Annotated in this window: 19 protein-coding genes; 12 read left to right on the plus strand and 7 right to left on the minus strand. The window is 71.8% G+C overall.

The window, feature by feature from the left end; genetic code table 11:
• Nucleotides 1-93: 93 nt before the first annotated feature.
• Nucleotides 94-1,224 carry a tRNA dihydrouridine synthase DusB gene (gene dusB, locus AC069R_RS28640; protein WP_397986055.1) on the plus strand — a complete coding sequence of 377 codons (1,131 nt, stop codon included), beginning with the start codon at nucleotides 94-96 and terminating at the stop codon, nucleotides 1,222-1,224.
• Nucleotides 1,225-1,552: 328 nt separating this feature from the next.
• Here the strand turns inward: dusB and AC069R_RS28645 are convergent, their stop codons facing one another.
• Together AC069R_RS28645 and AC069R_RS28650 are read right to left on the minus strand one after the other, a co-directional pair.
• A complete protein-coding gene (locus AC069R_RS28645) occupies nucleotides 1,553-3,493 on the minus strand; it encodes an amylo-alpha-1,6-glucosidase (RefSeq protein WP_478769665.1) in 1,941 nt (646 codons plus the stop codon).
• Nucleotides 3,494-3,617: 124 nt separating this feature from the next.
• The gene (locus AC069R_RS28650) at nucleotides 3,618-4,973 is read right to left on the minus strand and encodes an MGH1-like glycoside hydrolase domain-containing protein (RefSeq protein WP_478769666.1); all 1,356 of its coding nucleotides are present in this window, start codon (nucleotides 4,971-4,973) and stop codon (nucleotides 3,618-3,620) included.
• Nucleotides 4,974-5,107: 134 nt separating this feature from the next.
• On the opposite strand from AC069R_RS28650, the gene AC069R_RS28655 reads away from it, so the two are divergent.
• Both AC069R_RS28655 and ppdK read left to right on the plus strand, forming a co-directional pair.
• Complete coding sequence (locus AC069R_RS28655; RefSeq protein WP_478769667.1) at nucleotides 5,108-6,337, plus strand: ROK family protein; 1,230 nt, start codon at nucleotides 5,108-5,110, stop codon at nucleotides 6,335-6,337.
• 397 nt (nucleotides 6,338-6,734) lie between these two features.
• Nucleotides 6,735-9,455, plus strand: coding sequence for a pyruvate, phosphate dikinase (gene ppdK / locus AC069R_RS28660; protein ID WP_478769668.1), 2,721 nt, complete (start codon nucleotides 6,735-6,737; stop codon nucleotides 9,453-9,455).
• 376 nt (nucleotides 9,456-9,831) lie between these two features.
• Here the strand turns inward: ppdK and AC069R_RS28665 are convergent, their stop codons facing one another.
• Nucleotides 9,832-10,248 (minus strand): ATP-binding protein, encoded by a 417-nt coding sequence (locus AC069R_RS28665; protein ID WP_478769669.1) that lies wholly within the window; start codon nucleotides 10,246-10,248, stop codon nucleotides 9,832-9,834.
• A gap of 341 nt (nucleotides 10,249-10,589) precedes the next feature.
• Between AC069R_RS28665 and AC069R_RS28670 the strand changes: the two genes are divergently transcribed.
• The 5 genes from AC069R_RS28670 (at nucleotide 10,590) to AC069R_RS28690 (ending at nucleotide 15,720) form a co-directional block, all read left to right on the plus strand.
• The gene (locus tag AC069R_RS28670; protein WP_478769670.1) at nucleotides 10,590-11,756 is read left to right on the plus strand and encodes a helix-turn-helix domain-containing protein; all 1,167 of its coding nucleotides are present in this window, start codon (nucleotides 10,590-10,592) and stop codon (nucleotides 11,754-11,756) included.
• Entirely contained in the window at nucleotides 11,702-12,370 is a 669-nt protein-coding gene (locus tag AC069R_RS28675; protein ID WP_478769671.1) for a YdcF family protein, read from the plus strand. Before AC069R_RS28670 ends, AC069R_RS28675 begins: the two co-directional genes overlap by 55 nt.
• 354 nt (nucleotides 12,371-12,724) lie before the next feature.
• Entirely contained in the window at nucleotides 12,725-13,975 is a 1,251-nt protein-coding gene (locus AC069R_RS28680; RefSeq protein WP_478769672.1) for an ABC transporter substrate-binding protein, read from the plus strand.
• Nucleotides 13,972-14,871: a carbohydrate ABC transporter permease gene (locus AC069R_RS28685; protein ID WP_478769673.1), complete on the plus strand. Its 900-nt coding sequence runs from the start codon at nucleotides 13,972-13,974 to the stop codon at nucleotides 14,869-14,871. Before AC069R_RS28680 ends, AC069R_RS28685 begins: the two co-directional genes overlap by 4 nt.
• A gap of 15 nt (nucleotides 14,872-14,886) precedes the next feature.
• Nucleotides 14,887-15,720, plus strand: coding sequence for a carbohydrate ABC transporter permease (locus tag AC069R_RS28690; protein ID WP_478769674.1), 834 nt, complete (start codon nucleotides 14,887-14,889; stop codon nucleotides 15,718-15,720).
• Nucleotides 15,721-15,757: 37 nt separating this feature from the next.
• On the opposite strand, the gene AC069R_RS28695 is transcribed toward AC069R_RS28690, so the two are convergent.
• The 4 genes from AC069R_RS28695 to AC069R_RS28710 form a co-directional block, all read right to left on the minus strand.
• A complete protein-coding gene (locus AC069R_RS28695) occupies nucleotides 15,758-16,435 on the minus strand; it encodes a class F sortase (RefSeq protein WP_478769675.1) in 678 nt (225 codons plus the stop codon).
• Nucleotides 16,436-16,570: 135 nt separating this feature from the next.
• Complete coding sequence (locus tag AC069R_RS28700) at nucleotides 16,571-17,119, minus strand: hypothetical protein (protein ID WP_397986065.1); 549 nt, start codon at nucleotides 17,117-17,119, stop codon at nucleotides 16,571-16,573.
• Nucleotides 17,120-17,485: 366 nt separating this feature from the next.
• The gene (locus AC069R_RS28705; protein WP_478769676.1) at nucleotides 17,486-18,958 is read right to left on the minus strand and encodes a membrane-associated oxidoreductase; all 1,473 of its coding nucleotides are present in this window, start codon (nucleotides 18,956-18,958) and stop codon (nucleotides 17,486-17,488) included.
• Between the two features lie 2 nt (nucleotides 18,959-18,960).
• On the minus strand, nucleotides 18,961-19,662 hold the full coding sequence (locus AC069R_RS28710; protein ID WP_478769677.1) for a SanA/YdcF family protein: 702 nt from the start codon (nucleotides 19,660-19,662) through the stop codon (nucleotides 18,961-18,963).
• Nucleotides 19,663-19,919: 257 nt separating this feature from the next.
• On the opposite strand from AC069R_RS28710, the gene AC069R_RS28715 reads away from it, so the two are divergent.
• The 4 genes from AC069R_RS28715 to AC069R_RS28730 all read left to right on the plus strand — a co-directional run bounded on the left by AC069R_RS28715 (nucleotide 19,920) and on the right by AC069R_RS28730 (nucleotide 25,811).
• Nucleotides 19,920-21,209, plus strand: coding sequence for a deoxyguanosinetriphosphate triphosphohydrolase (locus tag AC069R_RS28715; protein WP_478769678.1), 1,290 nt, complete (start codon nucleotides 19,920-19,922; stop codon nucleotides 21,207-21,209).
• Nucleotides 21,210-21,313: 104 nt separating this feature from the next.
• Nucleotides 21,314-22,579: an NAD(P)/FAD-dependent oxidoreductase gene (locus AC069R_RS28720; RefSeq protein WP_478769679.1), complete on the plus strand. Its 1,266-nt coding sequence runs from the start codon at nucleotides 21,314-21,316 to the stop codon at nucleotides 22,577-22,579.
• Between the two features lie 148 nt (nucleotides 22,580-22,727).
• Nucleotides 22,728-24,629, plus strand: coding sequence for a DNA primase (gene dnaG, locus AC069R_RS28725; protein WP_478769680.1), 1,902 nt, complete (start codon nucleotides 22,728-22,730; stop codon nucleotides 24,627-24,629).
• A 105-nt stretch (nucleotides 24,630-24,734) separates the two neighbouring features.
• Nucleotides 24,735-25,811, plus strand: coding sequence for an RNA polymerase sigma factor (locus tag AC069R_RS28730; protein WP_478769681.1), 1,077 nt, complete (start codon nucleotides 24,735-24,737; stop codon nucleotides 25,809-25,811).
• Nucleotides 25,812-26,028: the final 217 nt, after the last annotated feature.

The raw sequence follows: 26,028 nt of genomic DNA on the forward strand, positions 1-26,028 counted from the left end.
CGGGCGGGTCGTCCCGCACGCCGGCCGGTGAGGGACAATGGGTGCTTGCCCCGAGCTGTCCCTTCCGTTGTACATCCGTCCCGGAGCCGTCTGATGACCCACCCGCTCTCCATCGGCCCGCACACCGTGACTCCGCCCGTCGTGCTCGCCCCCATGGCGGGGATCACGAACGCGCCCTTCCGCACGCTGTGCCGGGAGTTCAGCGGGGGCAAGGGCCTGTTCGTCAGCGAGATGATCACGACGCGGGCGCTGGTCGAGCGCAACGAGAAGACCATGCAGCTGATCAGGTTCGACGCGAGCGAGACACCGCGTTCGATCCAGCTGTACGGCGTGGACCCCGCGACCGTCGGCAAAGCCGTCCGCATGATCGCGGAGGAGGACCTGGCCGATCACATCGACCTGAACTTCGGCTGCCCCGTCCCCAAGGTGACCCGCAAGGGCGGCGGCTCGGCGCTGCCGTACAAGCGGAACCTGCTGCGGGCGATCCTGCGCGAGGCGGTGTCCGGGGCGGGGGACCTGCCCGTGACGATGAAGATGCGCAAGGGCATCGACGACGATCACATCACCTACCTGGACGCCGGGCGGATCGCGGTCGAGGAGGGCGTGACGGCGATCGCGCTGCACGGCCGTACGGCGGCGCAGCACTACGGCGGCACCGCCGACTGGTCCGCCATCGCGCGGCTGAAGGAGCATGTGCCGGAGATCCCGGTGCTCGGCAACGGGGACATCTGGTCGGCCGAGGACGCGCTGCGGATGGTCCGCGAGACCGGGTGCGACGGCGTGGTCGTGGGCCGCGGCTGCCTGGGCCGCCCCTGGCTGTTCGCCGACCTGGTCGCCGCGTTCGAGGGGCGCGCCGACTTCCACCGGCCGGCGCTGCGGGAGGTGGCCGACGTCATGGTCCGGCACGCCCGGCTGCTCGGCGAGTGGCTCGGCGACGAGTCCAAGGGCGTGATCGACTTCCGCAAGCACGTGGCCTGGTACCTGAAGGGCTTCGCGGTCGGCTCCGAAATGCGAAAGCGCCTCGCGATCACCTCCTCCCTCGCGGAACTCCGCGCCGGCCTCGACGAACTCGACCTCTCCCAGCCCTGGCCCGCCGGCGCGGACGGCCCCCGCGGGCGCACCTCCGGCAACAACCGCGTGGTCCTGCCGGACGGCTGGCTGAAGGACCCGTACGACTGCGCGGGCGTGACCGAGGACGCCGAACTGGACACATCAGGCGGCTGACCGCCCCCCACCGGCCCCTCCCCTGACCGCGACCCTCCGGGGACGCCCCCTTCCCCGCCCACCCGCCGGACGCCTCGCCGGCTGGCCCGCCCCCACCCGTCCGACACCTCGGGCGCCCCTCTCCGGCCGACGGTTGCGGTGGCGGGCCGTTGGCTCGGCTTTTCGGCCGACGGTTTCGGGTGGTGGGTGGGCGAGGCGGGGTCCAGGGGCGGAGCCCCTGGCGGGGTGTGGGGCGGAGCCCCGCGACCACCGGCACCGGCCCGCGACCACCGGCACCGGCCCGCGCCGGGAGTCGTACCGGCCCGCGTCGGGACTCGGCCCCCTACCGCTACGCTCCGCCCACCGCCGTCAGCAGCGCCAGCGCCGCCGCCGCGGAGCGGGATTCGCGGGCGCAGGCGTGGGGGTAGGAGACCGGCTCCGGGTGGGTGGCGCGCGGATACCCGGCCAGCACCTCGGGGAGACGGTGGGCAGGGGAGTGCCCCGCCGCGTCGACCAGCGCCCCCGCCACCGCACGGGCCTCGTCGTGCAGGCCGTAGCGCGCCAGCCCCAGCGCGATCAGCGCGTTGTCGTGCGGCCAGACGGAACCGCGGTGCGGGGACAGGGGATGGTAGGCGGGCTGGCCGGAGGCGAGCGTACGCACCCCCCAGCCGGAGAAGAAGTCGGGTTCCAGCAGCCGCCGGCCCACCACCTCGCCGTACTCCTTGTCCAGCAGACCGGTCCACAGCAGATGCCCCGCGTCGGAGGCCAGCGCGTCGATCCGGCGGCCCTCGCCGTCCAGCGCCAGCGCCGGGAAGGACGCCTCCCGCATCCAGAAGTCCCGCTGGAAGCGGTCGCGGAGATCGGCCGCCGCCTGCTCCAGCAGCGCCGCGTACGTCTCGTCGGCCCACACCGTCCGCGCCACCCACGCCGTGCGCCGCAGCGCGTCGTACGCGTAGCCCTGCGCGCCCGCCGCCATCACCGCCCCGCTCGGCCGGGTGCCGTCGGCGCAGCAGATCGCGCCGGGCGAGTCCTTCCAGTTCTGGTTGGCGAGACCGCCCTCGTCGGCGCGGTAGACGAGATAGCCCCGCGAGGTCAGCCCGCCGTGGTCCAGCATCCAGCCGACCGCGGCCCGCGCGTGCGGCTCCAGACGGCGGGCCGGCGCCGGGTCGCCGGTCTGCTCGGTGTACGCGCCGAGCAGCACGAGAAAGAGCGGGGTCGCGTCGACCGAGCCGTAGTACCGCGCGTACGGCACCTGCCCGAAGTGCGCCAGCTCCCCGTGCCGTACCTCGTGCACGATCTTCCCCGGCTCGGCGCCCCGCGTGCCCATGGCGCCGGTCGCCTGGGTCGCGGCCAGCGCGAGGAGCGTCGCGGCGGCCGGGCGGGGGCGGTACGGGAGCGCGAACAGGGAGGTGAGCAGGGCGTCACGGGCGAGCAGCGTCAGGTACCAGGGCGCTCCGCCGGCCGGCACCCGCAGCTCCTCGCCGTCGGGCCCGGCGGCCGGGATCTGGAGCGCCGCGAGATCCGTGAGCCCCCGCGCACAGGCCGCCGCCAGCTCCGGCCAGCCGGTCGGGAAGGCCACGCCCTCCACGAACTCGGCCTCCGAGGCGGCGAGTTGGGCCGCCATGGCGGACGGGTCCCGCGGCACCCGGAGCGCGCGCCGGTCGCCGTGCGGCCGCGCCATCACCCGCAGGACCAGCTCCCGCGTGCCGTGCGGGGGCAGTTCCAGCGCCCACACCAGACGGCGGGCGCCGGTCCCCGTCTCCTCCACCGCGTCCGGCGCCGGATCGGCCGTGATCGTCGTACACGAACGCCATTCCGCGCGCCGGTACGTGAACTCGATCCCGTCGTCCAGCACGGTCCGCGAGCGCAGGGCGCCCGCCTTGACGTACGTGCGGTGGTCGGGGCGCAGCTCGAACTGGTCGGCGAAGTCCACGTCCGCGGTGATCGCCAGCCGGATGGTCGTCGGCACCGGGCGATTGCTCGTCACCCGTACCGTCTCCACGAACGAGCCGTCCCCGACCGCCTGTTCACGGAAGAGCGTGTGCGCGGGCGGCTCCGGACGCGCCCCGCGCGGTACGAGCACACAGCGCGCGGTGCCGCCGTCCGCCACCGGGGTGAGCACCTCGGGCACCGCGCCGTCCGCGGTGAGCTGCCAGCGGCTGAGATGCCGGGCGTCGCGTACGAACAACCCGTCCGGGGAGCCGCCGCCCCGGACCCCGCTGATGTCGCCCCGATCGCCCACGGCGGCGAACGTCGCCCCGTGCACGAGCAGATGATGCCGGTCGGTCATCCCCGGTCCCTTCCCTCGTCACTCCTGTCGAACGTGCCGGTGCCCGCGTGGGACACGCCTCGCGACGGGCGCTTGAGCTCTTTATGCAGGTCGCTTGGGACGTCCTTTATGCGGGGGTGGCCCGTCAGGCGGGCCGGTCGTCAAGCCTGTGGTGCAGATCGAGCGCGAGCGCCGCGGTCCAGCCGAAGCCGGTCGCGCCGCACGCCTCGCCCGTGTACGGGTCCACGTACTCGGCGAAGCCGGTCGTCTCGGCCAGTTCCAGGAACGCCGTCCGCAGCGCGTCGGCCGGCGCCCGCTCGCCGTGCAGCCGCAGCCCCCGCTCCACCAGCCAACCGGTGTTGAACCAGGCCGGGCCGCGCCAGTACCGGTGCGGATCGAACGCCTCGCCGAGCAGGTCGTAACTGGGCACGAGCCGGGTCGCGCCGCCGAGCCCGAAGTGCGGGCCGGTCAGGGTGCGCACCAGGGCGGTGACCAACTCGCGCGGCAGCGTGGGAAGAAGGAGCGGGACCAGGCCCGACACGGCCCGTTCGGGGATCAGTTGGCCGCCGCGCACGTCCCGGCACAGGAACATCCCGGCCTCCGCGCTCCACAGCCGCTCCACCAGCGCCGACGTCAGCCGCTCGGCCCGCGCGTGCCGGGCGCCGGGGCCGGCGCCCAACTCGGCGGCGATGTGCGCGAGTGCGTGCTCGGAGGCGATGAGCAGGGCGTTGAAGGACGGGTCCTCCACCGCGAACTCGCCGTTGCCGTCGGCGTAGTGGTCGTCCCGGTACTCGACGGCCAGCCGTACGTACCGCCCGTAGTCCAGATCCGTCGGCCGGTCCTCGGGCGCGCCGTGGTCCAGGTCGGCCCGGCGGAAGGAGCGGGCCGGGGCCGGGGTGATCCGCGCGAGCGGCGCGTCCCAGCAGGGGCTGTTGTCCATGCCCTGCTCCCAGGGGTGGACGACGGACACCAGGCCGCCGCCGCCCAGGTCCCGGTGGCGCAGCAGATACCGGTGCCAGGCGGCCAGCCTCGGATAGACCCGCGCCAGGAAGCCGCGGGCGTGGGAGAGTCCGGGGTCGGCGCGGTGCACCAGCCAGGCCGCCAGCGCGTGCACCGGTGGCTGCACGATGCCGGACGTCTGTACCGTGCGCGGGGCGCCCGCCGCGCGTCCGGCGGTGGTGGAGCGCCAGAAGTCGGGGCCGGGGAAGTAGGCGTCGAGCGGGACGGAGGGGTTGAAGACGATGTGCGGCACGCGCCCGTCCGTCCACTGGGCGGCCAGCAGCGTCTCCAGCTCGCCCTGCGCGCGCAGCGGTGACAGGTGCCGCAGCCCGATCGCGATGAACGCCGAGTCCCAGGACCACTGGTGGGGGTACAGGCTCCGGGAGGGGACCGTCGAGGCGCCCGTCCAGTTGGCGTCGAGCACCCGCGCGGCCCGGACCGGCAGGGTGTCCGGGGGCGCGTACGACAGCGCGTGGGCGGTGAGTTGGGCGGTGCGGTCCACTCGGGGCTCCCCCAAGACGACGACGTCCGGACGCACGGCCGACCGGGTTCGGCATCGGCCGCCGTAGAGTTACGTCTATTTAACACGCAAAACCCACTATGTAATGCACGCTTGGGAAACACAAGGGGGTGCGCATGACCGGACGTCCGGGGAGGAACGGGATGAACTCCAGAAACGGCAGTCAGGCAGGCGCCGGGGAACTGCTCGAACTGGTGCGCAGCGGACGGGCCGTGACGCGGGGTGCGCTCCAGCAGGCGACCGGGCTCTCGCGGGCCACCGTCGGCCAGCGCCTGGACCGGCTGTTCCGGGCCGGCTGGCTGCGCGAGGGCGCCGGCGGGCCGGTCGACTCGCCGCTCGGCGGACGCCCCTCCATCACCCTGGAGTTCGACGGCTCCCACGCGGTGGTCCTCGCCGCCGACCTCGACACCCGGCACGCGCGCGCCGCCGTGCTCTCGCTGACCGGCGAGATCCTGGCCGAGCACTCCGGCACCCTGGTGATCGAGGAGGGCCCGGAGCCGGTCCTCGGCGAACTCGGGCGCTGGTTCGGCGAGTTGCTGGAGAAAGCCGGGGCGCCACCGGCCGAGGTGTGCGGCATCGGGCTCGCGGTGCCGGGGCCGGTGGACACCTCGACCGGCCGGGTGGTGCAGCCCCCGATGATGCCCGGCTGGGACGGCTACGACATAACGGGCCGCCTCTCCCGCGCCCTCACCGAACACACCGGCGCGCCGCCGGTCCCGGTCCTGGTGGACAACGACGCCAACCTCATGGCGTACGGCGAACAGCGCGCGGGCCATCCCGAGTGCGCGGCCTTCGTCCTGGTGAAGGTGTCCACCGGCATAGGCGCGGGCGTCGTGGTCGACGGCTCCATATACCGGGGGATCGACGGCGGCGCGGGCGACATCGGGCACATCCGGGTGGGCGCGGACGCGCTGTGCCGGTGCGGTTCGCACGGCTGTCTCGCCGCCGTCGCGAGCGGCGGTGCCGTGGCCCGGCGGCTGGCGGCCTCCGGGGTGCCGGCCGCCTCCGGGTCGGACGTACGGGACCTGCTGGCGGCGGGGCACCCGGAGGCGGCGGCGCTGGCCCGCGAGGCGGGGCGCCGGGTCGGGGACGTGCTGGCGACCGTCGTCACGCTGCTCAATCCGGGCGTGCTGATGATCGCCGGAGATCTGGCCGGAACACCCTTCCTCACCGGCGTCCGGGAACTGCTCTACCAGCGGGCGCTGCCGCGCTCCACGGCCCACCTGGACGTGGTCACCTCCCGGCTGGGGGAGCGGGCCGCGCTCATCGGAGCGGGGGCGCTGGTGGTGGAACACCTGTATGCGCCGGAGCGGGTGGAGGAGCGGCTGCGGGCGCTGGGGGTGTGAGGACGCGCCGGAGCGGGGTCCGGATGGTGAAATCCGGGGCTCTGTGGCAGCGTGATTCTCGCCACCCTTGATAAGGGCTGCGCTCATATGAGCGATTCGGGGGTGGCTGCACTTCTCCAAGGGGTGGCACTGGGTGCCACCCCTTGATCGTTCATCGATCGAACTCAATCGCGGCGGGAGGCGCTCAAGTGAGCACTGAGTCCACTCTTCCGGCGGGTTTGTCTTCAAGAAATGAACACATAACGGCGTTGCGTCTTGCCAAGCTTTGACTTTCGATCCGCTGGCGGACGGGTGGTTACATGCACATGACCCGCAAGTGGACGTACCCATGTGCCTTCGATCTGGGTATGTTCCTGGCCGTCAGGGCAGCCACCGTGGCCTCAAGGAGTCGAGTCCCGTGTCGGAAAACAAAGCACCCCAGGTAGCGAAGTTCGTTTACGACTTCACCGAGGGGAACAAGGACCTCAAAGACCTCCTCGGTGGCAAGGGCGCGAACCTCGCCGAGATGACCAACCTCGGACTTCCGGTTCCTCCCGGTTTCACCATCACCACGGAGGCCTGCAAGAGCTACCTGGCGAACGGCGAGGAGCCGGCGGCACTGCGTGACGAGGTGAGCGCCCATCTCGACGCCCTCGAAGCCCGCATGGGAAAGAAGCTCGGCCAGGCGGACGACCCGCTGCTGGTGTCGGTGCGCTCGGGCGCCAAGTTCTCCATGCCCGGCATGATGGACACCGTCCTCAACATCGGTCTGTCGGACAAGTCGGTCCAGGGCCTGGCCAAGCAGGCCGGCGACGAGCGTTTCGCCTGGGACTCCTACCGCCGCCTCATCCAGATGTTCGGCAAGACCGTCCTCGGCGTCGACGGCGACCTCTTCGAGGAGGCCCTGGAGAAGGCCAAGGAGGCCAAGAAGGTCAAGGTCGACACCGACCTGGAGGCCGCCGACCTGAAGAAGCTGGTCACCGCCTTCAAGAAGATCGTCAAGAAGGAGGCGGGCCGGGAGTTCCCGCAGGATCCGCGGGAGCAGATGGACCTCGCCATCAAGGCCGTCTTCGAGTCCTGGAACGGCGACCGGGCCAAGCTGTACCGCCGCCAGGAGCGCATCCCGCACGACCTGGGCACGGCCGTCAACGTCTGCTCGATGGTCTTCGGCAACCTCGGCCCCGACTCCGGCACCGGCGTCGCCTTCACCCGCGACCCCGCCTCCGGCCACCAGGGCGTCTACGGCGACTACCTCCAGAACGCCCAGGGCGAGGACGTGGTGGCGGGCATCCGCAACACCGTCCCGCTGGCGGAGCTGGAGCAGATCGACAAGAAGTCGTACGACCAGCTGATGCAGATCATGGAGACGCTGGAGAACCACTACAAGGACCTCTGCGACATCGAGTTCACTATCGAGCGCGGTCAGCTGTGGATGCTCCAGACCCGTGTCGGCAAGCGCACCGCGGGCGCCGCGTTCCGCATCGCCACCCAGCTCGTCGACCAGGGCCTGATCGACGAGACCGAGGCGCTCCAGCGCGTCACCGGCGCCCAGCTGGCCCAGCTGATGTTCCCGCGCTTCGACGAGAAGGCGAAGGTCGAGCAGGTCGGGCGCGGCATCGCGGCGTCGCCGGGCGCGGCGGTCGGCAAGGCGGTCTTCGACTCGTACACCGCCGTCAAGTGGTCGCGCTCGGGCGAGAAGGTCATCCTGGTCCGCCGGGAGACCAACCCCGACGACCTGGACGGCATGATCGCGGCCGAGGGCATCCTGACCTCGCGCGGCGGCAAGACCTCGCACGCGGCCGTGGTCGCGCGCGGCATGGGCAAGACCTGTGTGTGCGGCGCGGAGGAGCTGGAGGTCGACACCAAGCGGCGCCGGATGACGGTCCCCGGCGGACACGTGGTCGAGGAGGGCGACGTCATCTCCATCGACGGCTCCACCGGCAAGGTCTACCTGGGCGAGGTCCCGGTGGTGCCGTCCCCGGTCGTGGAGTACTTCGAGGGCCGGATGCATCCGGGCGCCGACGACGCGGACGAGCTGGTCGAGGCCGTGCACCGGATGATGGCCTTCGCCGACCGCAAGCGCCGGCTGCGGGTGCGGGCCAACGCGGACAACGCCGAGGACGCGCTGCGCGCCCGCCGCTTCGGCGCCCAGGGCATCGGCCTGTGCCGCACCGAGCACATGTTCCTCGGCGAGCGGCGCGAGATGGTCGAGAAGCTGATCCTCGCGGACACCGCGCGGGAGCGCGAGTCGGCCCTGTCCGAGCTGCTGCCGCTCCAGAAGAAGGACTTCGTCGAGCTGTTCGAGGCGATGGACGGCCTGCCGGTCACCATCCGCCTCCTCGACCCGCCGCTGCACGAGTTCCTGCCCGACATCACGGAACTCTCCGTGCGCGTGGCCCTCGCCGAGTCCCGCCAGGAGCCGCACGAGAACGACCTGCGCCTGCTCCAGGCCGTGCACCGCCTGCACGAGCAGAACCCCATGCTGGGCCTGCGCGGCGTGCGCCTCGGGCTCGTCATCCCCGGCCTGTTCGCGATGCAGGTCCGCGCGATCGCCGAGGCGGCGGCGGAGCGCAAGGCGGCGAAGGGCGACCCGCGCGCCGAGATCATGATCCCGCTGGTGGGCACGGTCCAGGAGCTGGAGATCGTCCGCGAGGAGGCCGACAAGGTCGTCGCGGAGGTCCAGGCGGCGACGGGCACGGAGCTGAAGCTGGCGATCGGCACGATGATCGAGCTGCCGCGCGCCGCGCTGACCGCCGGTCAGATCGCGGAGGCGGCGGAGTTCTTCTCCTTCGGCACGAACGACCTCACGCAGACGGTCTGGGGCTTCAGCCGGGACGACGTGGAGGCCTCCTTCTTCACGGCCTACCTGGAGAAGGGCATCTTCGGCGTCTCCCCGTTCGAGACGATCGACAAGGACGGCGTGGGCTCCCTGGTGAAGGCCGCCGCGGAGGCCGGCCGGCGCACCCGCCCCGACCTCAAGCTCGGCGTCTGCGGCGAGCACGGCGGCGACCCCGAGTCGGTCCACTTCTTCCACGAGGCCGGCCTCGACTACGTCTCCTGCTCCCCGTTCCGCATCCCGGTCGCCCGCCTCGAAGCGGGCCGCGCGGCCACCCAGTCCACGGGCAGCGACCACCGCTGACCCCTCCGGCCCCACGAACCCCGGGTCCGCCGCCGGTCCCCGACCCTCACCCGACCGACGACGCCCCCGGCGCACGAAAGAGGCGGCACCCTGTGCGGGGGTGCCGCCTCTCGGGTCTCGGCTGCGGAGGCCGTCAGGCCAAGCCGTCGAGCTGGCTAAACGGCTTTTGCTTGCATGAGTCGAGATCTGTGACAACTGCCTCAGGTCTGCTCGTCGTCCTCCGGCTCACCGCCATCAGGAGCAACAGCCGGGATCGAGCTGCCCGGGTCGGGAGTAGAGGTCGTGTTGATCCGCAGGCACCCGTCTGCGCCGAACATGTCGATCAGTTGGCACAGGTGGGCTCGGGCTCGGCTGCGTCGGGGGCTTGCTTCGTCGGTCACCCGTGAGCCTCCAGGTCTGCCCACACGACCTTCCCCCAGCGCCGTTCATCCGCGCCCCAGTTCGCCGCCAGCGCCGCGACGAGGGTCAGACCGCGTCCGCCCTCCTCGTCGTTCTTCGGCGCACAGGGCACAGGCAGCGCGTGGGAGAAGTCCGCGACGGCCACCCATACCGTGCGCGGCGCGATGCGTTCCACCATCACGCGGATGGACCGCCGCCTGGCATGCCGAACCGCGTTGGCCACCAGCTCGGAGACGATCAGGAGACCGTCATCAGTCAGGTCGTCCAGTCCCCAGGTGGAGAGGGCGACGCGTACCAAACGGCGCGCGATCGCGGCGCTTTCGGGATCGCGCGGCAGCGTCTCGCTGTAGCCGGGGTGCCCGGTCGGGCGGACCCGCGTCGTAGGTTGCGGCATGTCGGTCTGCTTTCTCAGATCGGCCGGGCCCTGGGGCCATTCGCGCGGTCGCCAGGGCGTTGTGCGTTCCGGAAGCGGCGCCCTCTGCCGAGGGCCCAGCTCCTCCTGCCGGGCTTCGGAGACCCGTGTCACCGCAGCAGACCGTTGACCACCGGTCTGCTGATCAGGCGGCGTTCAGTGAGGGGCCGTGCGGGAGCCCTCTCATGGGTGGACAAGCGGTGACGAACACGAGCATGAACGTCACCGAGCTTCCGGCCCATCACCCGTCGTTCTACTTTCGTTCCACTTTCGTCCCGCGGCTTACGTGCGTCTGCTTCGATGACGGTGGAAGGGAGTGACGCGTGGCCACCGTGCACCAGTGGACCGGCTTGGAGACCAGGGCCCTGCGTCTCGCCTTGCGGTTGAGCGTGCGAGCCTTCGCCGAGCACCTCCAAGTCGCCGTCGCCACGGTCTCGAAGTGGGAGAGCAAGCGCGCGGCAACCGAGCCACGACCTGACACGCAGGCCATCCTCGACACCGCCCTCGCCCGCGCGGATACCTCCGCCCATCTGCGCTTCGAGACGATCTTGTCCGCGATGGCCGGCACCGTACAGAATGCCGCCCGCCGCGTCGTCGGGACCGGCCCTCGCGCTTGGGAGTACGAATCATGGGCCGAGGACCTGGACCGCGTCGTGATCGCGCTGTCCCAGCAGAACTTCACCTTCGCCGACAGCCTCCTCAGCCGCTGGCTGACCCGGTTCGACGCCCGGGAACTGGACGAGAAGGGCCTGTATCTTTTCGCCCGCTCGACCGCACTGCTCGGTGATCTCAAACGCGACCAAGGCTGCGTACTCGGTCCCCTTTCCGCCCAGCACTCGTATACGGCGGCACGCGCGGTCTTCACTCAGCTCGGCATCCCGCGCCGGGTCGCCCAGCTCGACCTCTCCCTCGCGGTGGTCGCGGAAATGTCCGGCAAGTTGGAGAGCGCAGCCCGCCAATACGAAATCCTCGCCGCCGACGACCGGCTCTCCCTCCGGGACCGTGCCAGGGCCCGCCTGTGGGTCGGTACCGCGCTGAGCAAGAACGGCCGGCACGGCTACGCGACCCGCGTCATGCAGGCCGCGACCCGCGCCTTCGAGGACCTGACCGAACCCGACGACTGGTCGGTGGCCCACCAGAAACTCGCTCTTGCCCGTCGTGGTGCCGGCGACCTCACCCAAGCCCTGCACTTCATCGGCATCGCCCGCAGCAGTGGGACCACCGACTCACCGATGCAACGCGTACGGCTGGACACCGCCTACGGCCACATCCTGCTCTCCGACCCGGCGACCAGGGATGATGGACTCCTCGTCCTCGATCAAGCCATTCGCACGGCCGCCCAGTACGGCCTCGTGCACCAACTGCGCAGCATCGAGGGCATCAAGGCCACGAGAGAGCCGGATTGGCCCCCGGCGACGGTGACAGGGAGAGACGCGTGGGCGACAACCAGCAGGCCATCACCGAGGACCAGTGGCACCGGGCCGCGCTGATCTGGGAGTACCACCAGATGCACCACGCGCTGCGGCCCGTCGACGTGGCGATCGGCCTGGGCAGTCACGACCTCGGCGTCGCCACCCGCTCCGCCGAGTTGTACCGCGCCGGGCTGTTCCCGACCCTGGTCTTCACCGGCGGCAACAGCCCCACCACCACCAAGGTCTTCCCACGCGGCGAAGCCGTCCACTTCCGCGAGCACGCCATCGACCTCGGCGTCCCCTCCGAGGCGATCCTGCTCGAACCGTCTGCCGGCAACACCGGGCAGAACATCACTTTCTCCCGTGAGGTTCTCGCCGCCGCCGGAATCACCCCGGCCACCGTGCTGCTGGTCTCCAAGCCCTACATGGAACGGCGCTCGTACGCGACCGCGCGCAAGCTGTGGCCCGGCGTCGAGATCCTCTGCGCGTCGGAGCCGTTGGAGCTCGACGACTACGTGAAGTCCATCGGAGACGAGAAGCTCGTCCTGGACATGCTCGTCGGTGATCTCCAGCGGGTGATCGAGTACCCGAAGCGCGGATTCGCCATCGAACAGGAGGTCCCGGCAGACGTGCGTGGAGCGTATGAATCCCTCATCCGCGACGGCTTCACCAGCCGCCTCATCGCTTCCTGACCTTCCGAGAGGCGGGCGAGTTGTCCGCACAGGCCCCGGACATCCCTGGGGCCTCTGGTCCCATGTGCGCTCGGCTGGACTCGAACCTGCAACCTTTGTACCGCAGGATCTCGGTGGGGGCGTCGGGTATGGAGCGGGAACGACTCGAACGACTGCTGGTGGGCGAAGGTACTCGGGATCGATTCCGGGAAGAGGCGGCGCGGCTCGTGGTCCTCCATGAGGGCGCGGGCGTCGGGTCAAACCCCTCACCCACCGTCCGTGTGCAGTGACACACCGCCGCAACACCCCTTTCGTAATCGGCCCGCATGGTTGATCGTTGGGCCGTGCGTTGAGGACGACGTCAGGGGGAAGTGGATGACGATCAGCCGCAGGACGCTGCTGGGTGCGGGTGCCGGGCTCGGGGTGGGTGTGCTGAGTGCCTGTGGGTCCAATACCGGGCGCGGGGGTTCCGGTGGGGTGCAGCTGGCGCAGTGGTATCACCAGTACGGCGAGGCCGGGACCGAGCAGGCGGTGAAGCGGTACGCGGCCGCCTACACCAAGGCGCACGTCACCGTGCAGTGGCGGCCCGGAAATTACGATCAGCAGACGGCCGCGGCCCTGCTCACCGATTCCGGGCCCGATGTGTTCGAGGTCAACGGGCCCTCGCTCGACCAGATCCAGGGCGGGCAGGTCGAGGATCTGACCGCGCTGCTGGACGGGGTCAGGGACGACTTCAACCCGGCGGTGCTGGCGCCGAAGACGTACCAGGGGAAGGTCTACGGCATTCCGCAGACCATCGACATGCAGATGCTCTACTACCGCAAGAGCATGCTGCGCGACGCGGGCGCCCGGCCACCGCAGTCGCTCGACGAACTCGTGGACGCGGCACGGAAGTTGACCAGCAGGAAGGTCAAGGGGCTGTTTCTCGGCAATGACGGCGGCGCCGGGGTGCTCGGCGGCACGCCCCTGTACGCCGCGGGGCTCCGGCTGGTCACGGACGACGGGAAGGTCGGCTTCGACGACCCCGCAGCGGCCCGCACACTCGGAAAGCTGAGGGAGCTGTACGCCGCCAAGTCGCTGCTCCTAGGCGCGCCCACCGACTGGTCCGACCCCTCGGCCTTCCTCCAGGGGCTCACCGCGATGCAGTGGTCCGGGCTCTGGGCGCTGCCACAGGTACAGAAGGAACTCGGGGACGACTTCGGGGTGTTGCCGTTTCCGGGGGACGGGAAGCAAGGGAAGCCGACCGTTCCCGTCGGGGCGTACGGGGCCGCCGTCAGTGCGCGGAGCAAGCACAAGGAGGCGGCGGAAGAGTACGTGAAGTGGCTCTGGGTGGAACGGACCGACTACCAGGAGGACTTCGCGCTCGGATACGGGTTCCACATCCCGGCACGGATCTCGCTCGCGAAGAAGGCCGCCAAGCTGAGGACGGGCGCCGCCGCCGACGCCGTACGGTTCGCCACCGACCACGGGTACGCCCAGCCGCTGCTGTGGACCCCCGCCGCCCAGACCGCCTACCAGGACGCGCTCAGCCGGATCATCAAGGACGGCGCGAACCCGGAGAGCGAACTGCGGGGCGTTGTACGGAAGGTGTCCGCAGAACTCGACCGCGTCCAGCACACGTCGTGAGGCACCGGCGGGCCCTGTGGTTCTGGGTGTTCGTCGGGCCCTTCGCGGCCGGGCTCGCGCTGTTCACGTACATCCCGCTGCTGTGGAGCGTCGGCCTGAGCTTCTTCGACGCGCACAACACCGTGACACCCACGCACTTCGTCGGCCTGGACAACTACACGGCCATGCTGAGGGACGGCGCGTTCACCGGCAGCCTGCGCACCTTCCTCGTGTTCACCGCCTTCATCGTGCCCGTCACCTTCGCCCTCTCCCTGGCCCTCGCGCTGATGGTCAACCGGGTGCGGCGGGCGCGGGCGTTCTTCCGGTCGGTCTTCTTCCTGCCGGCCGCGTGCAGTTATGTCGTGGCCGCCCTGATCTGGAAGATGTCGATCTTCAACGGGGTGCGCTTCGGCCTCGCCAACACCGTGCTCGGCTGGTTCGGCACCGACCCCGTGGCCTGGCTGTCGACCACCCATCCGCCCTGGTACTGGCTGGTCATCGTGACCGTACGGCTGTGGCTCCAGGCCGGGTTCTACATGATCCTGTTCCTCGCCGGGCTCCAGCGGATCGACCCGGTGCTCTACGAGGCCGCCGCCGTGGACGGGGCCCGGCCCGGTTGGACGGTGCTGCGCCACATCACCCTGCCCCAACTGCGCGCCACCTCCGTCGCGGTGCTGCTGCTGCTCGTCATCAACGCCTTCCAGGCCTTCGACGAGTTCTACAACCTGCTGTCGGACGCGCGGGGTTACCCGCCGTACGCCCGTCCGCCGCTCGTCTACCTCTACTACACCGCGCTCGGCCAGGGGCAGAATCTGGGGCTCGGCAGCGCGGGCGCCGTGATCCTCGCGCTGATCATCGCCATCGTCACGGTCGGGCAGGCGCGCTGGCTCAGGCTCGGGCAAAGCGAGGAGCGGTGAGAAGGAGTGAGGACGATGGATGACGCTCTGGTCAGGGCCGGGCGGGCGCTGCGGGCCGTGCTGCTCGTGCTGCTCGCGCTGGTCTTCCTCATCCCCTTCTACCTGCTGGTGCGCAACGGGCTGTCCAGCGAGCGGGACATCACCTCGCCCGAATGGACCTTCTTCCCGAGCGAGTTGAAGTGGGGGAACGTACGGGAGCTGTTCGACGACCCCTCCGTGCCGTTCGCCCGTTCGCTGCTCAACTCCGCCCTGATCGCCGTCGCCACCACCCTCGGCACCCTGCTGCTCGCCTCCCTCGCCGGGTACGGCCTCGCCCGCATCCCCTACCGGCACGCGAACAAGGTGTTCTACGGCATCCTCGGCACCCTGCTGGTCCCGGCCGCCGTCACCTTCGTACCGACCTTCGTGCTGGTGTCCTCCCTCGGCTGGGTCTCCACGCTGCGCGGACTCATCGTCCCGACCCTGTTCTCGGCGTTCGCCTGCTTCGTCTTCCGGCAGTACTTCCTGGGGTTCCCGCGGGAGCTGGAGGACGCGGCCCAGGTCGACGGGCTCGGCTACTGGCGGACGTACTGGCTGGTGGTCGTGCCCAACGCGCGCCCGGTGTTCGCGGCGGTCGGCACCATCGTCTTCCTCGGCGCCTGGAACTCCTTCCTGTGGCCGCTGGTGATCGGGCAGGACCAGAGCGCCTGGACGGTCCAGGTGGCGCTGTCCTCCTTCACCACCGCCCAGGTGGTGCGCCTGCACGAGCTGTTCGTCGCGGCGGCCGTCTCGATCCTGCCGCTGCTGGTGGTGTTCCTGTGCTTCCAGCGGTGGATCGTGGCGGGGGTGGAGCGGTCGGGCATCGACTGAGCGATCCGGCGTCGGCCGAGAGCGGAGCGGCGGCGGCTCAGCGGCTGCCGGTCAGATGGGCGAAGACGACCACGTTGCCCTGGTAGCCGGTGGTCTTCGAGTAGCCGCCGCCGCAGGTGATCACGCGCAGCTCCGGGCGGCGGGCGGCGCCGTAGACCTTCTGGTCGGGGAAGTCGCTGGCGGCGTAGACCTCGACGGCGTCCACGGTGAACTCGGCCACCGTGCCGTCCCGGCGGTCCACCTCGATCCGGGCGCCCCGCTTGAGCGCGCCCAGGTTGTAGAAGACGGCCGGGCCCTCCGTGTTGTCCACGTGCCCGGCGACGATCGCGGTCCCCGTCTCGCCGGGCATGGTCCCGGCCTCGTACCAGCCGGCCAGGTTCTTGTCCCGCGCGGGCGGCACGTCCAGGCTGCCGGAGGCGGTGAGGGCGAGACCCATCAGCGGGGCGTTCACGCGGATGGCCGGGATGCGGATGCGCAGCGGCGGCGACGGCGGCAGGGAGGGCGCGGTCAGCCGCTCCTCGCCGGGGTCGGGGCGGCCCTCGGCGGCGGCCGGCTGCGGGGGAGTGTGCGACTGGCCGCCCAGCAGCCAGACCCCCGAGGCGAGGGCCACGGCGGTGACCGCGGCTATCGCGGTGTCCCCGAGCCGGCGCGTCCGGCGCCCGCGGACCCTCCGGATGCCACGGGTACGGCCTCCGGTCGGACGTGTGCTGCGCATACGAACCCCTCTCGCGGGAGCGGACCCCCGGACTGGAGCCGGGGCGGACCCCCTCCCCCTCCGGGCCGCGAGGGGCATCGGACCCGGAGGGGGCGGGACGTGCGGTACCGGCGGACGGACAGCGGAGGGTGTCCGTCAGATCCCGTCGCCTCTCGCCCGGCGATGCAGGAGCCAGGTACCGCCCGCGGCGGCGACGGCCAGTGCCGTCACGCCCGCCGCGGTCTGCACGGGGTCGGGACCGAGCGCGCCGCCGACCCCCGTCTTCACACTTCCCCGCGGCTGCACCTGCTCGTGCGCCGCGGCGAGGGCCACCACCAGGTCGCCCGTCACCTGTCCGCTGCCCTCCGCGCACTTCGCGACGATCTCGTACGTCCCCGGCTGCGCGCTCGGCGGCACCTGGAACTGGCCGATCGCCTCGCCCTGGTGCGTGGTGGGCGCCAGCGTGAAGACGCCGGCGCCGACCGCGCCCGCGTCCCCCGTCGCACCGCCCTTGTCCCCGCAGGCGGCGGTGTTGACCGTGACCTGTCCGCCGGGGATCGCGGTGGACGGGTACACCTCCAGGCTCCCGGTGGGGGCGCGCAAGGGGCGCGCGGCCGTGGCTCCGCCGTAGGCGGGCGCGGCGGCGAGCGCCGCCGTGCCCACGGCGAGCGCGGTACCGGTCAGCAGACGGGCGGTGCGTCGCATGGTGCTCCCCAGAGCTTGTCCGACTGGTGTGTCCCCTGCCCTTCCGAGGTAAAGGGCTCGCGCCGTGATCCGCTTGCCGAGAGATCGCCCGGACTGCGGTGAACGGGTGGCGGGCCCGGCGGCCATACGGCTGAGGCGCGGGGGAGTCGGGGCAGGTCAGGGGCGGTGTGCCGGGCAGCACGAGAAGAAAGTACGAAGAACACACGAATGGAGCGACGGGGGTCGCGGAACGGGTGACGGGGCGTCATCCGGGTCCGGCGGAGGGCCCCTCCGGGCCGGTGCCGACGGCTGGACCACGGAGCGCGGGGCCGGTCCCCGGAGCCGGGCTGGACGATCTCCGTACCGCAGCCGTCAACTCCGGGTCGGCTATTGCCGGTTCAGTGAACGGGTGACGCCCGCCGCGATCGTCGTCGCCAGCACCCAGCCCAGGGCGATCAGCACGTACGACAGCCACTGGAAGCCGCCGCGCGGGGCGTACGCGCCTTCCTGGCCGAAGTCGATGATCGGCAGGAGCAGGTCGAGGGTGTAGAACAGCGGGTTGAAGGCGGGGGCCTCGGAGGGCTTCAGGGCGGGCGGGTGGTGCAGGGCGAAGACGAGGGTGCCCGTGCACAGGAGCAGCAGCAGCCAGAACGCGGCGCGCATCGGGCGGAAGCCGTAGCCGACGGCGGCGTCCTGGAGATAGCCCCACAGGCGGGCGTACCCCGGCAGGGTGCGGCGGTGGCGGCGGAGCTTGGCGAGCTGCACGGTACGGGCGGCCGCGTCGTCGCCCACCGCCCGGTAGGCGGCGGTCAACTGCTCGTAGGGCTGCGGGAGATAGCTGCCGTCCGGTTCGCGCTCCAGCAGCGGCAGGCGCTGCCCGGCGGGCAGGTGCGGGGTCAGCACCCGGTAGGCGAGACCGTCGAGCTGGACCTGCTCGGGCCAGACCTCCGGCGGCACGTGCAGCAGGTCCAGCTGGGCGCGGCGCAGATTGACGGTGCCCTCGATCGGCGCGGCCTCCCGGAGCCACAGCTCGCCGATGACACCGCTGCTGGCACGCAGGGCATGGCCTCCGGGGTTCGACAACCGGGCGTAGGCCAGGTTGAGTTGGCGGGGGATGCGGGCGCCGCCCAGGTTCACCCGGCCCCGTGCGCGCAGCCGCATCGCGTGCAGGTCGGTGCCGACGGACAGGACCTCGGCGTGCAGCGCGGTGCCGCCCGGCGTGTCGAGCACCGCGTCGTCGAGGCGCACCTGACCGCCGACGACGGCCCCGTTCAGCCGTACCTCGCCGTGCGCCACCAGCCGCCGGGCCCATACGTCCGTGGCCACCTCGGCGTGGTTGAGCTGGAGCACGGGCTCCTCGGGGTCCCCGTCCGGTGTCCCGAATCGCGCCCCGTTGACGAACAGCGCCCCGGCCAGCTTGGCGCCCTGGAGCCGTACCGGGCCCGAGAAACGGCAGCAGGTGAGCCGTACGACCCCCTCGGAGCGCAGCGCGCCCGCCCTCAGGCCGGGCAGTACCGAGTCGCTGAGGGCGAGGGCGACGATCCGCGCCCCGTACAGGTCGGGCGCCTGCTCGAAGTGGCAGTGGCGCAGCCGGACGGCGTGCGCGACGGTGCCGTACTTCAGGTCCAGCATCCCGGTGATCCGCGCGCCGCGTACCTTCAGCCCGGCCGTACGGCCCTCCCGCACCGGCCCGGCCAGCAGCAACTCCCGCAGGAACTCCGCCCGTAAAGTGCGTTCGGGCCCCCAGCCGGCGCCGTGCGCGGGATCGTCGTCCTCGCCCTCCCGGAAGTCGACCCCCTCGCCCAGCGGGAAGGCGTCCAGGACCCGGCGTTCGGCGGGCGTCAGTTCGGTGGCGTCCATGCTCAGCCGTCCCCCCGCCGCGCCGAACTCCCGGTCTCCGCAAGCGCGTTCGCGACCCCGTGGTCCCGCGGGCCCAGGAAGGTCGGGTCCGGGTGGAAGACCGCGTCCAGCGCCGCCTTGCCCGCCGCGAACACCTCGCGCGTGCCGCCGTAGTACCAGGTGGCGTCGTGCGGCTCGTCGACCCCGACGCCGTACGAGTCGACGCCCGCCGCCTCGCACAGCGCGACCGCCCGCCGGATGTGGAAGCCCTGGCTGACCAGCAGGGCCCGGTCCACGCCGAAGATCTTCCTGGCCCGGACGCAGGAGTCCCAGGTGTCGAACCCGGCGTAGTCCCGCACGATCCGGCCGGCCGGCACGCCGTGCCGGGTCAGGTAGGTGCGCATGGCGTCCGGCTCGTCGTAGTCCTCGCGGCTGTTGTCGCCGGTGACCAGGACGGCCCTGACCCGGCCCGCGCGGTACAGCGCCGCCGTCGCGTCCAGGCGGCGCGCGAGGTACGGCGACGGCGCCCCGTTCCACAGCCCGGCCCCGAACACCACCGCGACCGGTGCGGGCGGCGCGTCCGCGACCGTGCGCAGCCGGTCCGCCGCGGACGTGAACAGCCAGGCCCCCGGCAGCAGCGCCAGCACGCACGCCGCCATCACGGCCTGCACCAGGCGCCGCTGCCCCGTGCGGGTGCGCGGCAGCCGCGGTCGTCGGATCCTCATGCGGTCCCCCTCGGTGCGAAGCCCCCTGGTACGAAGCTCCCTGGTACGAGCCTCCTGGTACGAAGCCCGCTGCCCGGCCCCGGTTCCGGCCCCGGTGGACCGGCCCCGATCAAGGAGGACGCCACCGGCACGCATCCGGTTCGCCTCCCTGTGCGATGCGTCCGCCCGCCCGCCGGGACCGCCGGATTCCCGCATCCGCCATGCGACTGGGCCACCCGGCACCCCCGATCGTCACCCCGTGCGTCTACTGTCGAATCATGGAAGGCAGCGCACCCCCCGGCCCCAGCGGCCCCGACCCCTACGGCCCCGCGGACCTGGAGCGCTTCGCGCCCGAGCCCGACAAACGCCCCGGCCGCACCGCCTTCCAGCGCGACCGCGCCCGCGTCCTGCACTCCGCCGCGCTGCGCCGCCTCGCCGGCAAGACCCAGGTCGTCACGCCGGGCAGCCACAGCCAGGTCTGGGACGCCAGCCCCCGCACCCGGCTCACCCACTCCCTGGAGTGCGCCCAGGTCGGCCGGGAACTGGGCGCGGCCCTCGGCTGCGACCCCGACCTCGTGGAGGCCGCCTGCCTCTCCCACGACCTGGGCCATCCGCCCTTCGGACACAACGGCGAACAGGCGCTCAACGCGTTCGCGGACGACTGCGGCGGCTTCGAGGGCAACGCCCAGTCCCTGCGGCTGCTCACCCGCATCGAGCCCAAGCGGTTCACCGAGAACGGCTCGGTCGGCCTCAACCTCACCCGCGCCGCCCTCGACGCCGCCACCAAGTACCCCTGGCCGCGCGGCGCCCACCCCACCGACCCCGCCTCGGGGAAGTTCGGCGTGTACGAGGACGACCGCCCGGTCTTCGACTGGGTCAGGGCCGGCGCCCCCGGCACCCGCACCTGCTTCGAGGCCCAGGTCATGGACTGGTCCGACGACGTGGCCTACTCGGTGCACGACGTCGAGGACGGCCTGCACGCCGGCCACATCGACCCCAACTGCCTGCACGCCGAGCCCGAACGGCAGGCCGTGTTCGAGGTGGCCATCGGCCGCTACGCACCCGCCGGCACCGATCCGGCCGAACTCGCCGCCGCCCTCGACCGCCTCCAGGACGCCGAGTGGTGGCCGCACGGCTACGACGGCACCGCGGCCGCCCAGGCCCGCCTGAAGGACGCCACCAGTCAGCTCATCGGACGGTTCTGCCTGGCCGCCGAGGGCGCCACCCGCGCCGCCTACGGAAACGGCCGGCTCACCCGCTACGACGCGCGTCTCGTCGTACCCCGCGAGACCCGGATGGAGTGCGCGGTGCTCAAGGCGGTCGCCGACCGGTACGTGATGCAGCGCGCCGAGCAGGAGCGGCTGCGGGCCGATCAGCGGGTGATCGTGGCGGAGCTGGCCGAGGCGCTCACCGTCCGCGCGCCGGACGGCCTCGATCCGCAGTTTCGGGCCCTGTTCGACGGGGCATCCGACGACCACGCGCGCAAGCGGGTGATCGTCGACCAGATCGCATCCCTCACCGACGCCTCCGCGCTCTCGCTGCACGCGAGACTGACCGGGCACATGTGAGAGGAACGTGACACCCGTGGCCTGATCGGGTCACTCCCCCTTCCCGCGGCCCCCCGTGTGCGGGACGCTCGCGGGTGGCGGCACCCTTACGAGGAGGCAGACAAGTGGTCGACGCGGATCAGACATTCGTCATCGTCGGAGGCGGCCTCGCCGGCGCGAAGGCGGCGGAGACGCTCCGCGCGGAGGGCTTCACCGGCAGGGTGATACTGATCTGCGACGAACGCGACCACCCGTACGAGCGACCCCCGCTCTCCAAGGGCTTCCTGCTCGGCAAGGCCGAGCGCGACAGCGTCTTCGTGCACGAGCCCGCCTGGTACGCGCGCAACGACATCGAGCTGCACCTCGGCCAGACCGTCGACCACATCGACCGCCCGGCCAAGACGGTGCGCTACGGCGACGACGGCACCCTCGTCCGCTACGACAAGCTGCTGCTCGTCACCGGCGCCGAGCCCCGCCGCCTGGACATCCCCGGCACCGGCCTCGCGGGCGTCCACCATCTGCGCCGGCTCGCGCACGCCGAGCGGCTCAAGGGCGTACTGGCCGCCCTCGGCCGGGACAACGGGCACCTGGTGATCGCCGGCGCCGGGTGGATCGGCCTGGAGGTCGCGGCGGCGGCGCGCGAGTACGGCGCGGAGGTCACCGTGATCGAGCCGGAGCCGACCCCGCTGGCCGCCGCGCTCGGCCCCGAGCTGGGCAATGTCTTCGCCCAGCTGCACAGCGGGCACGGCGTGCGCTTCCACTTCGGGCGCCGGCTCACCGAGATCATCGGCCAGGACGGCATGGTCCTCGCGGTGCGCACCGACGACGGCGAGGAGCACCCGGCGCACGACGTCCTCGCGGCGATCGGCGCGGTGCCGCGGGTCGCGCTCGCGGAGGCCGCGGGCCTGGAGATCGCCGACCGGTCGCAGGGCGGCGGGATCGTGGTGGACGAGCGGCTGCGCACGTCCGACCCCGACATCTACGCCGCCGGTGACGTCGCCGCGTTCCCGCTGGAGCTGTTCGGCACCCGCGTCCGGGTCGAGCACTGGGCCAACGCACTCAACGGGGGCCCGGCCGCGGCACGCTCCATGCTCGGGCAGGACGCGGTGTACGACCGGGTGCCGTACTTCTTCACCGACCAGTACGACCTGGGGATGGAGTACAGCGGCTGGGCGCCGCCGGGGTCGTACGACCAGGTGGTCATCCGCGGCGACCTGGGCAAGCGGGAGTTCATCGCGTTCTGGGTGCGCGAGGGGCGGGTGCTCGCGGGGATGAACGTGAATGTGTGGAACGTCACGGAACAGATCCAGCGGCTGATCCGCTCCCGGTCGCGGGTGGACACGGACGCGCTGGCGGATCCGCACGTCCCGTTGGAGCGGCTGGCCGTCTGAGGCGGGTGACGCGTCCACCGCGGGCCCGCCGGGTGCCGTCGGTGCGGGGGCCGCGGCGCTGGCACCGACCCGTCGCGCGACGGGTCGCGCCCCCTCGGTGCGCCCCACGTGCCCCTGCCGTGTCCGTCCGCCACCGTAGAATTCACGCGTGGCAGGACGGATCAACGACGAGGACGTGAAGGCGGTACGGGACGCGGTCCCGATCGACGCCGTGGTCTCCGAGTACCTCCAGCTGCGCAACGCGGGCGGCGGGAACCTCAAGGGCCTGTGCCCCTTCCATGACGAGAAGTCGCCGTCCTTCCAGGTCAGCCCCGCCAAGGGCCTCTTCCACTGCTTCGGCTGCCAGGAGGGCGGCGACACCATCACCTTCGTGATGAAGGTGGACCACCTCTCCTTCTCGGAGGCGGTGGAACGGCTCGCCGGGCAGGCCGGGATCACGCTGCGGTACGAGGAGGGCGGGTACAACCCGGCCCACCAGCGCGGCGAGCGCATCCGGCTGGTCGAGGCGCACAAGCTCGCCGCGCAGTGGTACGCCGAGCAGCTGGCGAACAGCCCCGAGGCGGAGACCGGCCGGGTCTTCCTCGCCGAGCGCGGCTTCGACCAGGACGCGGCGGTGCACTTCGGCGTCGGCTACAGCCCCCAGGGCTGGGACCACCTCACCCGCTATCTGCGCGGCAAGGGCTTCAGCGACAAGGAGCTGGTCCTCTCCGGGCTCTCCCAGGACGGCCGGCGCGGGCCCATCGACCGCTTCCGGGGCCGGCTGATGTGGCCGATCCGGGACATCGGCGGCGAGGTCGTCGGCTTCGGCGCCCGCAAGCTGTACGAGTCCGACAACGGCCCCAAGTACCTCAACACCCCCGAGACCGCGATCTACAAGAAGTCCCAGGTCCTGTACGGCATCGAACTGGCGAAGAAGGAGATCGCGAAGTCCAGCCGGGCGGTCGTGGTCGAGGGCTACACAGACGTCATGGCCTGCCATCTCGCCGGAGTGAAGACGGCCATCGCGACCTGCGGCACGGCCTTCGGCGGCGAGCACATCAAGATCCTGCGCCGGCTGCTCATGGACAACGGCTCGGCACGGGTGATCTTCACCTTCGACGGCGACGCGGCCGGGCAGAAGGCGGCGCTACGGGCGTTCGAGGACGACCAGAAGTTCGCCGCCGAGACGTACATCGCCATCGCCCCGGACGGCATGGACCCCTGCGAGCTGCGGCTCGCCAAGGGGGACGACGCGGTCGCCGACCTGACCGAACCCCGCACCCCGCTGTTCGAATTCGCACTGCGGCAGATCGTGGACCGGTACGATCTGGACACTGCGGGTGGCCGCGCGGCGGCGTTGGACGAGGCGGCGCCGGTGGTGGCCAAGATCAAGGACCGCAGTGTGCGGCGCGAGGTCGCGGTACAACTGGCAGGCCTGCTCGGCATCCTGGACCAGGAGTTCGTCGTGGATCGCGTCGGCTACCTGGTCCGCAGAAACGGGAACGGCGGACAGGCGAACCAAGCCAGGTCACGCAGTCGTACGCCGGAATACGCCGCTGCCCCGCACCCCACGCACTCCGGGCCCGCCCTCACCCTGCGCAACCCGGTGTACGCCGCCGAACGCGAGCTGCTCAAACTCGCCCTCCAGCGGCCCGAGTTGGTCTCCCCGGCCTTCGACGCCTACGGGGTGGACGAGTTCACCGCGCCGCCGTACGCCGCGGTGCGCCAGACCATCGCGGAGGCGGGCGGCGCGGAGTTCGGCGTGAGCGACCCGCAGGAGTACCTGGTCCGGGTCCGTGAGGCCGCGCCGGACGACACCGTGCGCGCCATGGTCACCGAGCTGGCCGTCGAACCGATCCTGCGCCGCACCGTCGACGAGACCTACGCCGGCACCGTGCTGGTCCAGATCCGCCGCCGCGCCGTCGAACGCCGCATCCGCGACATCGAGTTCCAGATGACCCGCCTGTCCACCGGCGGCGACCCGAGCCAACTGGCCGCCGTCCAGAACGAGATGTGGATCCTCCAGCAGTACGACCAATCCCTGCGGGAACGCGGCGCGGCGGCGCTCTAGACCCGCCCCCGGCGGGCCGCCGTCAGCAGCGGGTCACGGACCGGACGCAAAAAGTCACCGCACACCCCTCGTGGCGGCGATGTGTCTTCCTCCACACTGTGGGGGGTGCCGAGTCCGGCGTACATCCTGGAGGTCGCCCTCGTGCAGACCCAGACCCTCACCCCTGCCCCCAGCGGTACCGGTCCCGTCGCGGACGAGCCGGACGCGGAGCCGGACGTTCTCGTGGCGGTGCCACCCCAGGGGAGTGCCGCACGGCACCCGGAGACCGGCGGGCCGTCCGCCGATCTGTTCCGGCAGTACCTGCGCGAGATCGGCCGCATCCCGCTGCTCACCGCCGCCGAGGAGGTCGAGCTGGCCCGCCGGGTGGAGGCAGGGCTGTTCGCGGAGGAGAAGCTGAGCAACACCCCTGACCTGGACGGCGAGTTGGCGCACGACCTGGACCGCCTGGTGGTCATGGGACGCGTGGCCAAGCGCAGGCTGATCGAGGCCAATCTGCGGCTCGTCGTCTCCGTCGCCAAGCGGTACGTCGGCCGCGGCCTCACCATGCTCGACCTGGTGCAGGAGGGCAACCTCGGGCTGATCCGCGCCGTGGAGAAGTTCGACTACGCGCGCGGCTACAAGTTCTCCACGTACGCCACCTGGTGGATCCGCCAGGCCATGTCCCGCGCCCTCGCCGACCAGGCCCGCACCATCCGCGTCCCGGTCCATGTCGTGGAGCTGATCAACCGGGTCGTACGCGTGCAGCGCCGCATGCTCCAGGAGCGGGGGTACGAGCCGACGCCCGAGGAGGTCGCCGCCCATCTCGACCTGCCGCCCGAGCGGGTCGGCGAGGTGCTGCGGCTCGCCCAGGAACCCGTCTCGCTGCACGCCCCCGTCGGCGAGGAGGACGACGTGGCGCTCGGCGACCTCATCGAGGACGGCGACGCCGCGAGCCCCGTGGAGTCCGCCGCGTTCCTGCTGCTCAAGCAGCACCTGGATGCCGTGCTGTCCACGCTGGGCGAGCGCGAGCGCAAGGTCGTACAGCTGCGCTACGGCCTCCTCGACGGCCGCCCCCGCACCCTGGAGGAGATCGGCCGCCTCTTCGGCGTCACCCGCGAACGGATACGCCAGATCGAGTCCAAGACCCTCAACAAACTCAGGGACCACGCGTACGCGGACCAGTTGCGGGGCTACCTGGACTGAGATCGGGGGCCACCCGCGGGCGGCCCCCGTCCCGCCTAGGGTCTTTCGTTTGGATCAGGCCGGATCAGGGAGCGGTGCCAGGGCCCGCGAGCCTGGCATGATCCAAACGAGAGGCCCTAGACGCAATACCGGTGATTTAGGCTGTTTGCCGGTGGGTCGGTCTGGGCTTGGTCGGTCCGACCAGGGTTACGCGGGGTGTGTCCGGCCGGCGCGGATT

The sequence above is a fragment of the Streptomyces sp. NPDC043952 genome (genome assembly GCF_056435325.1).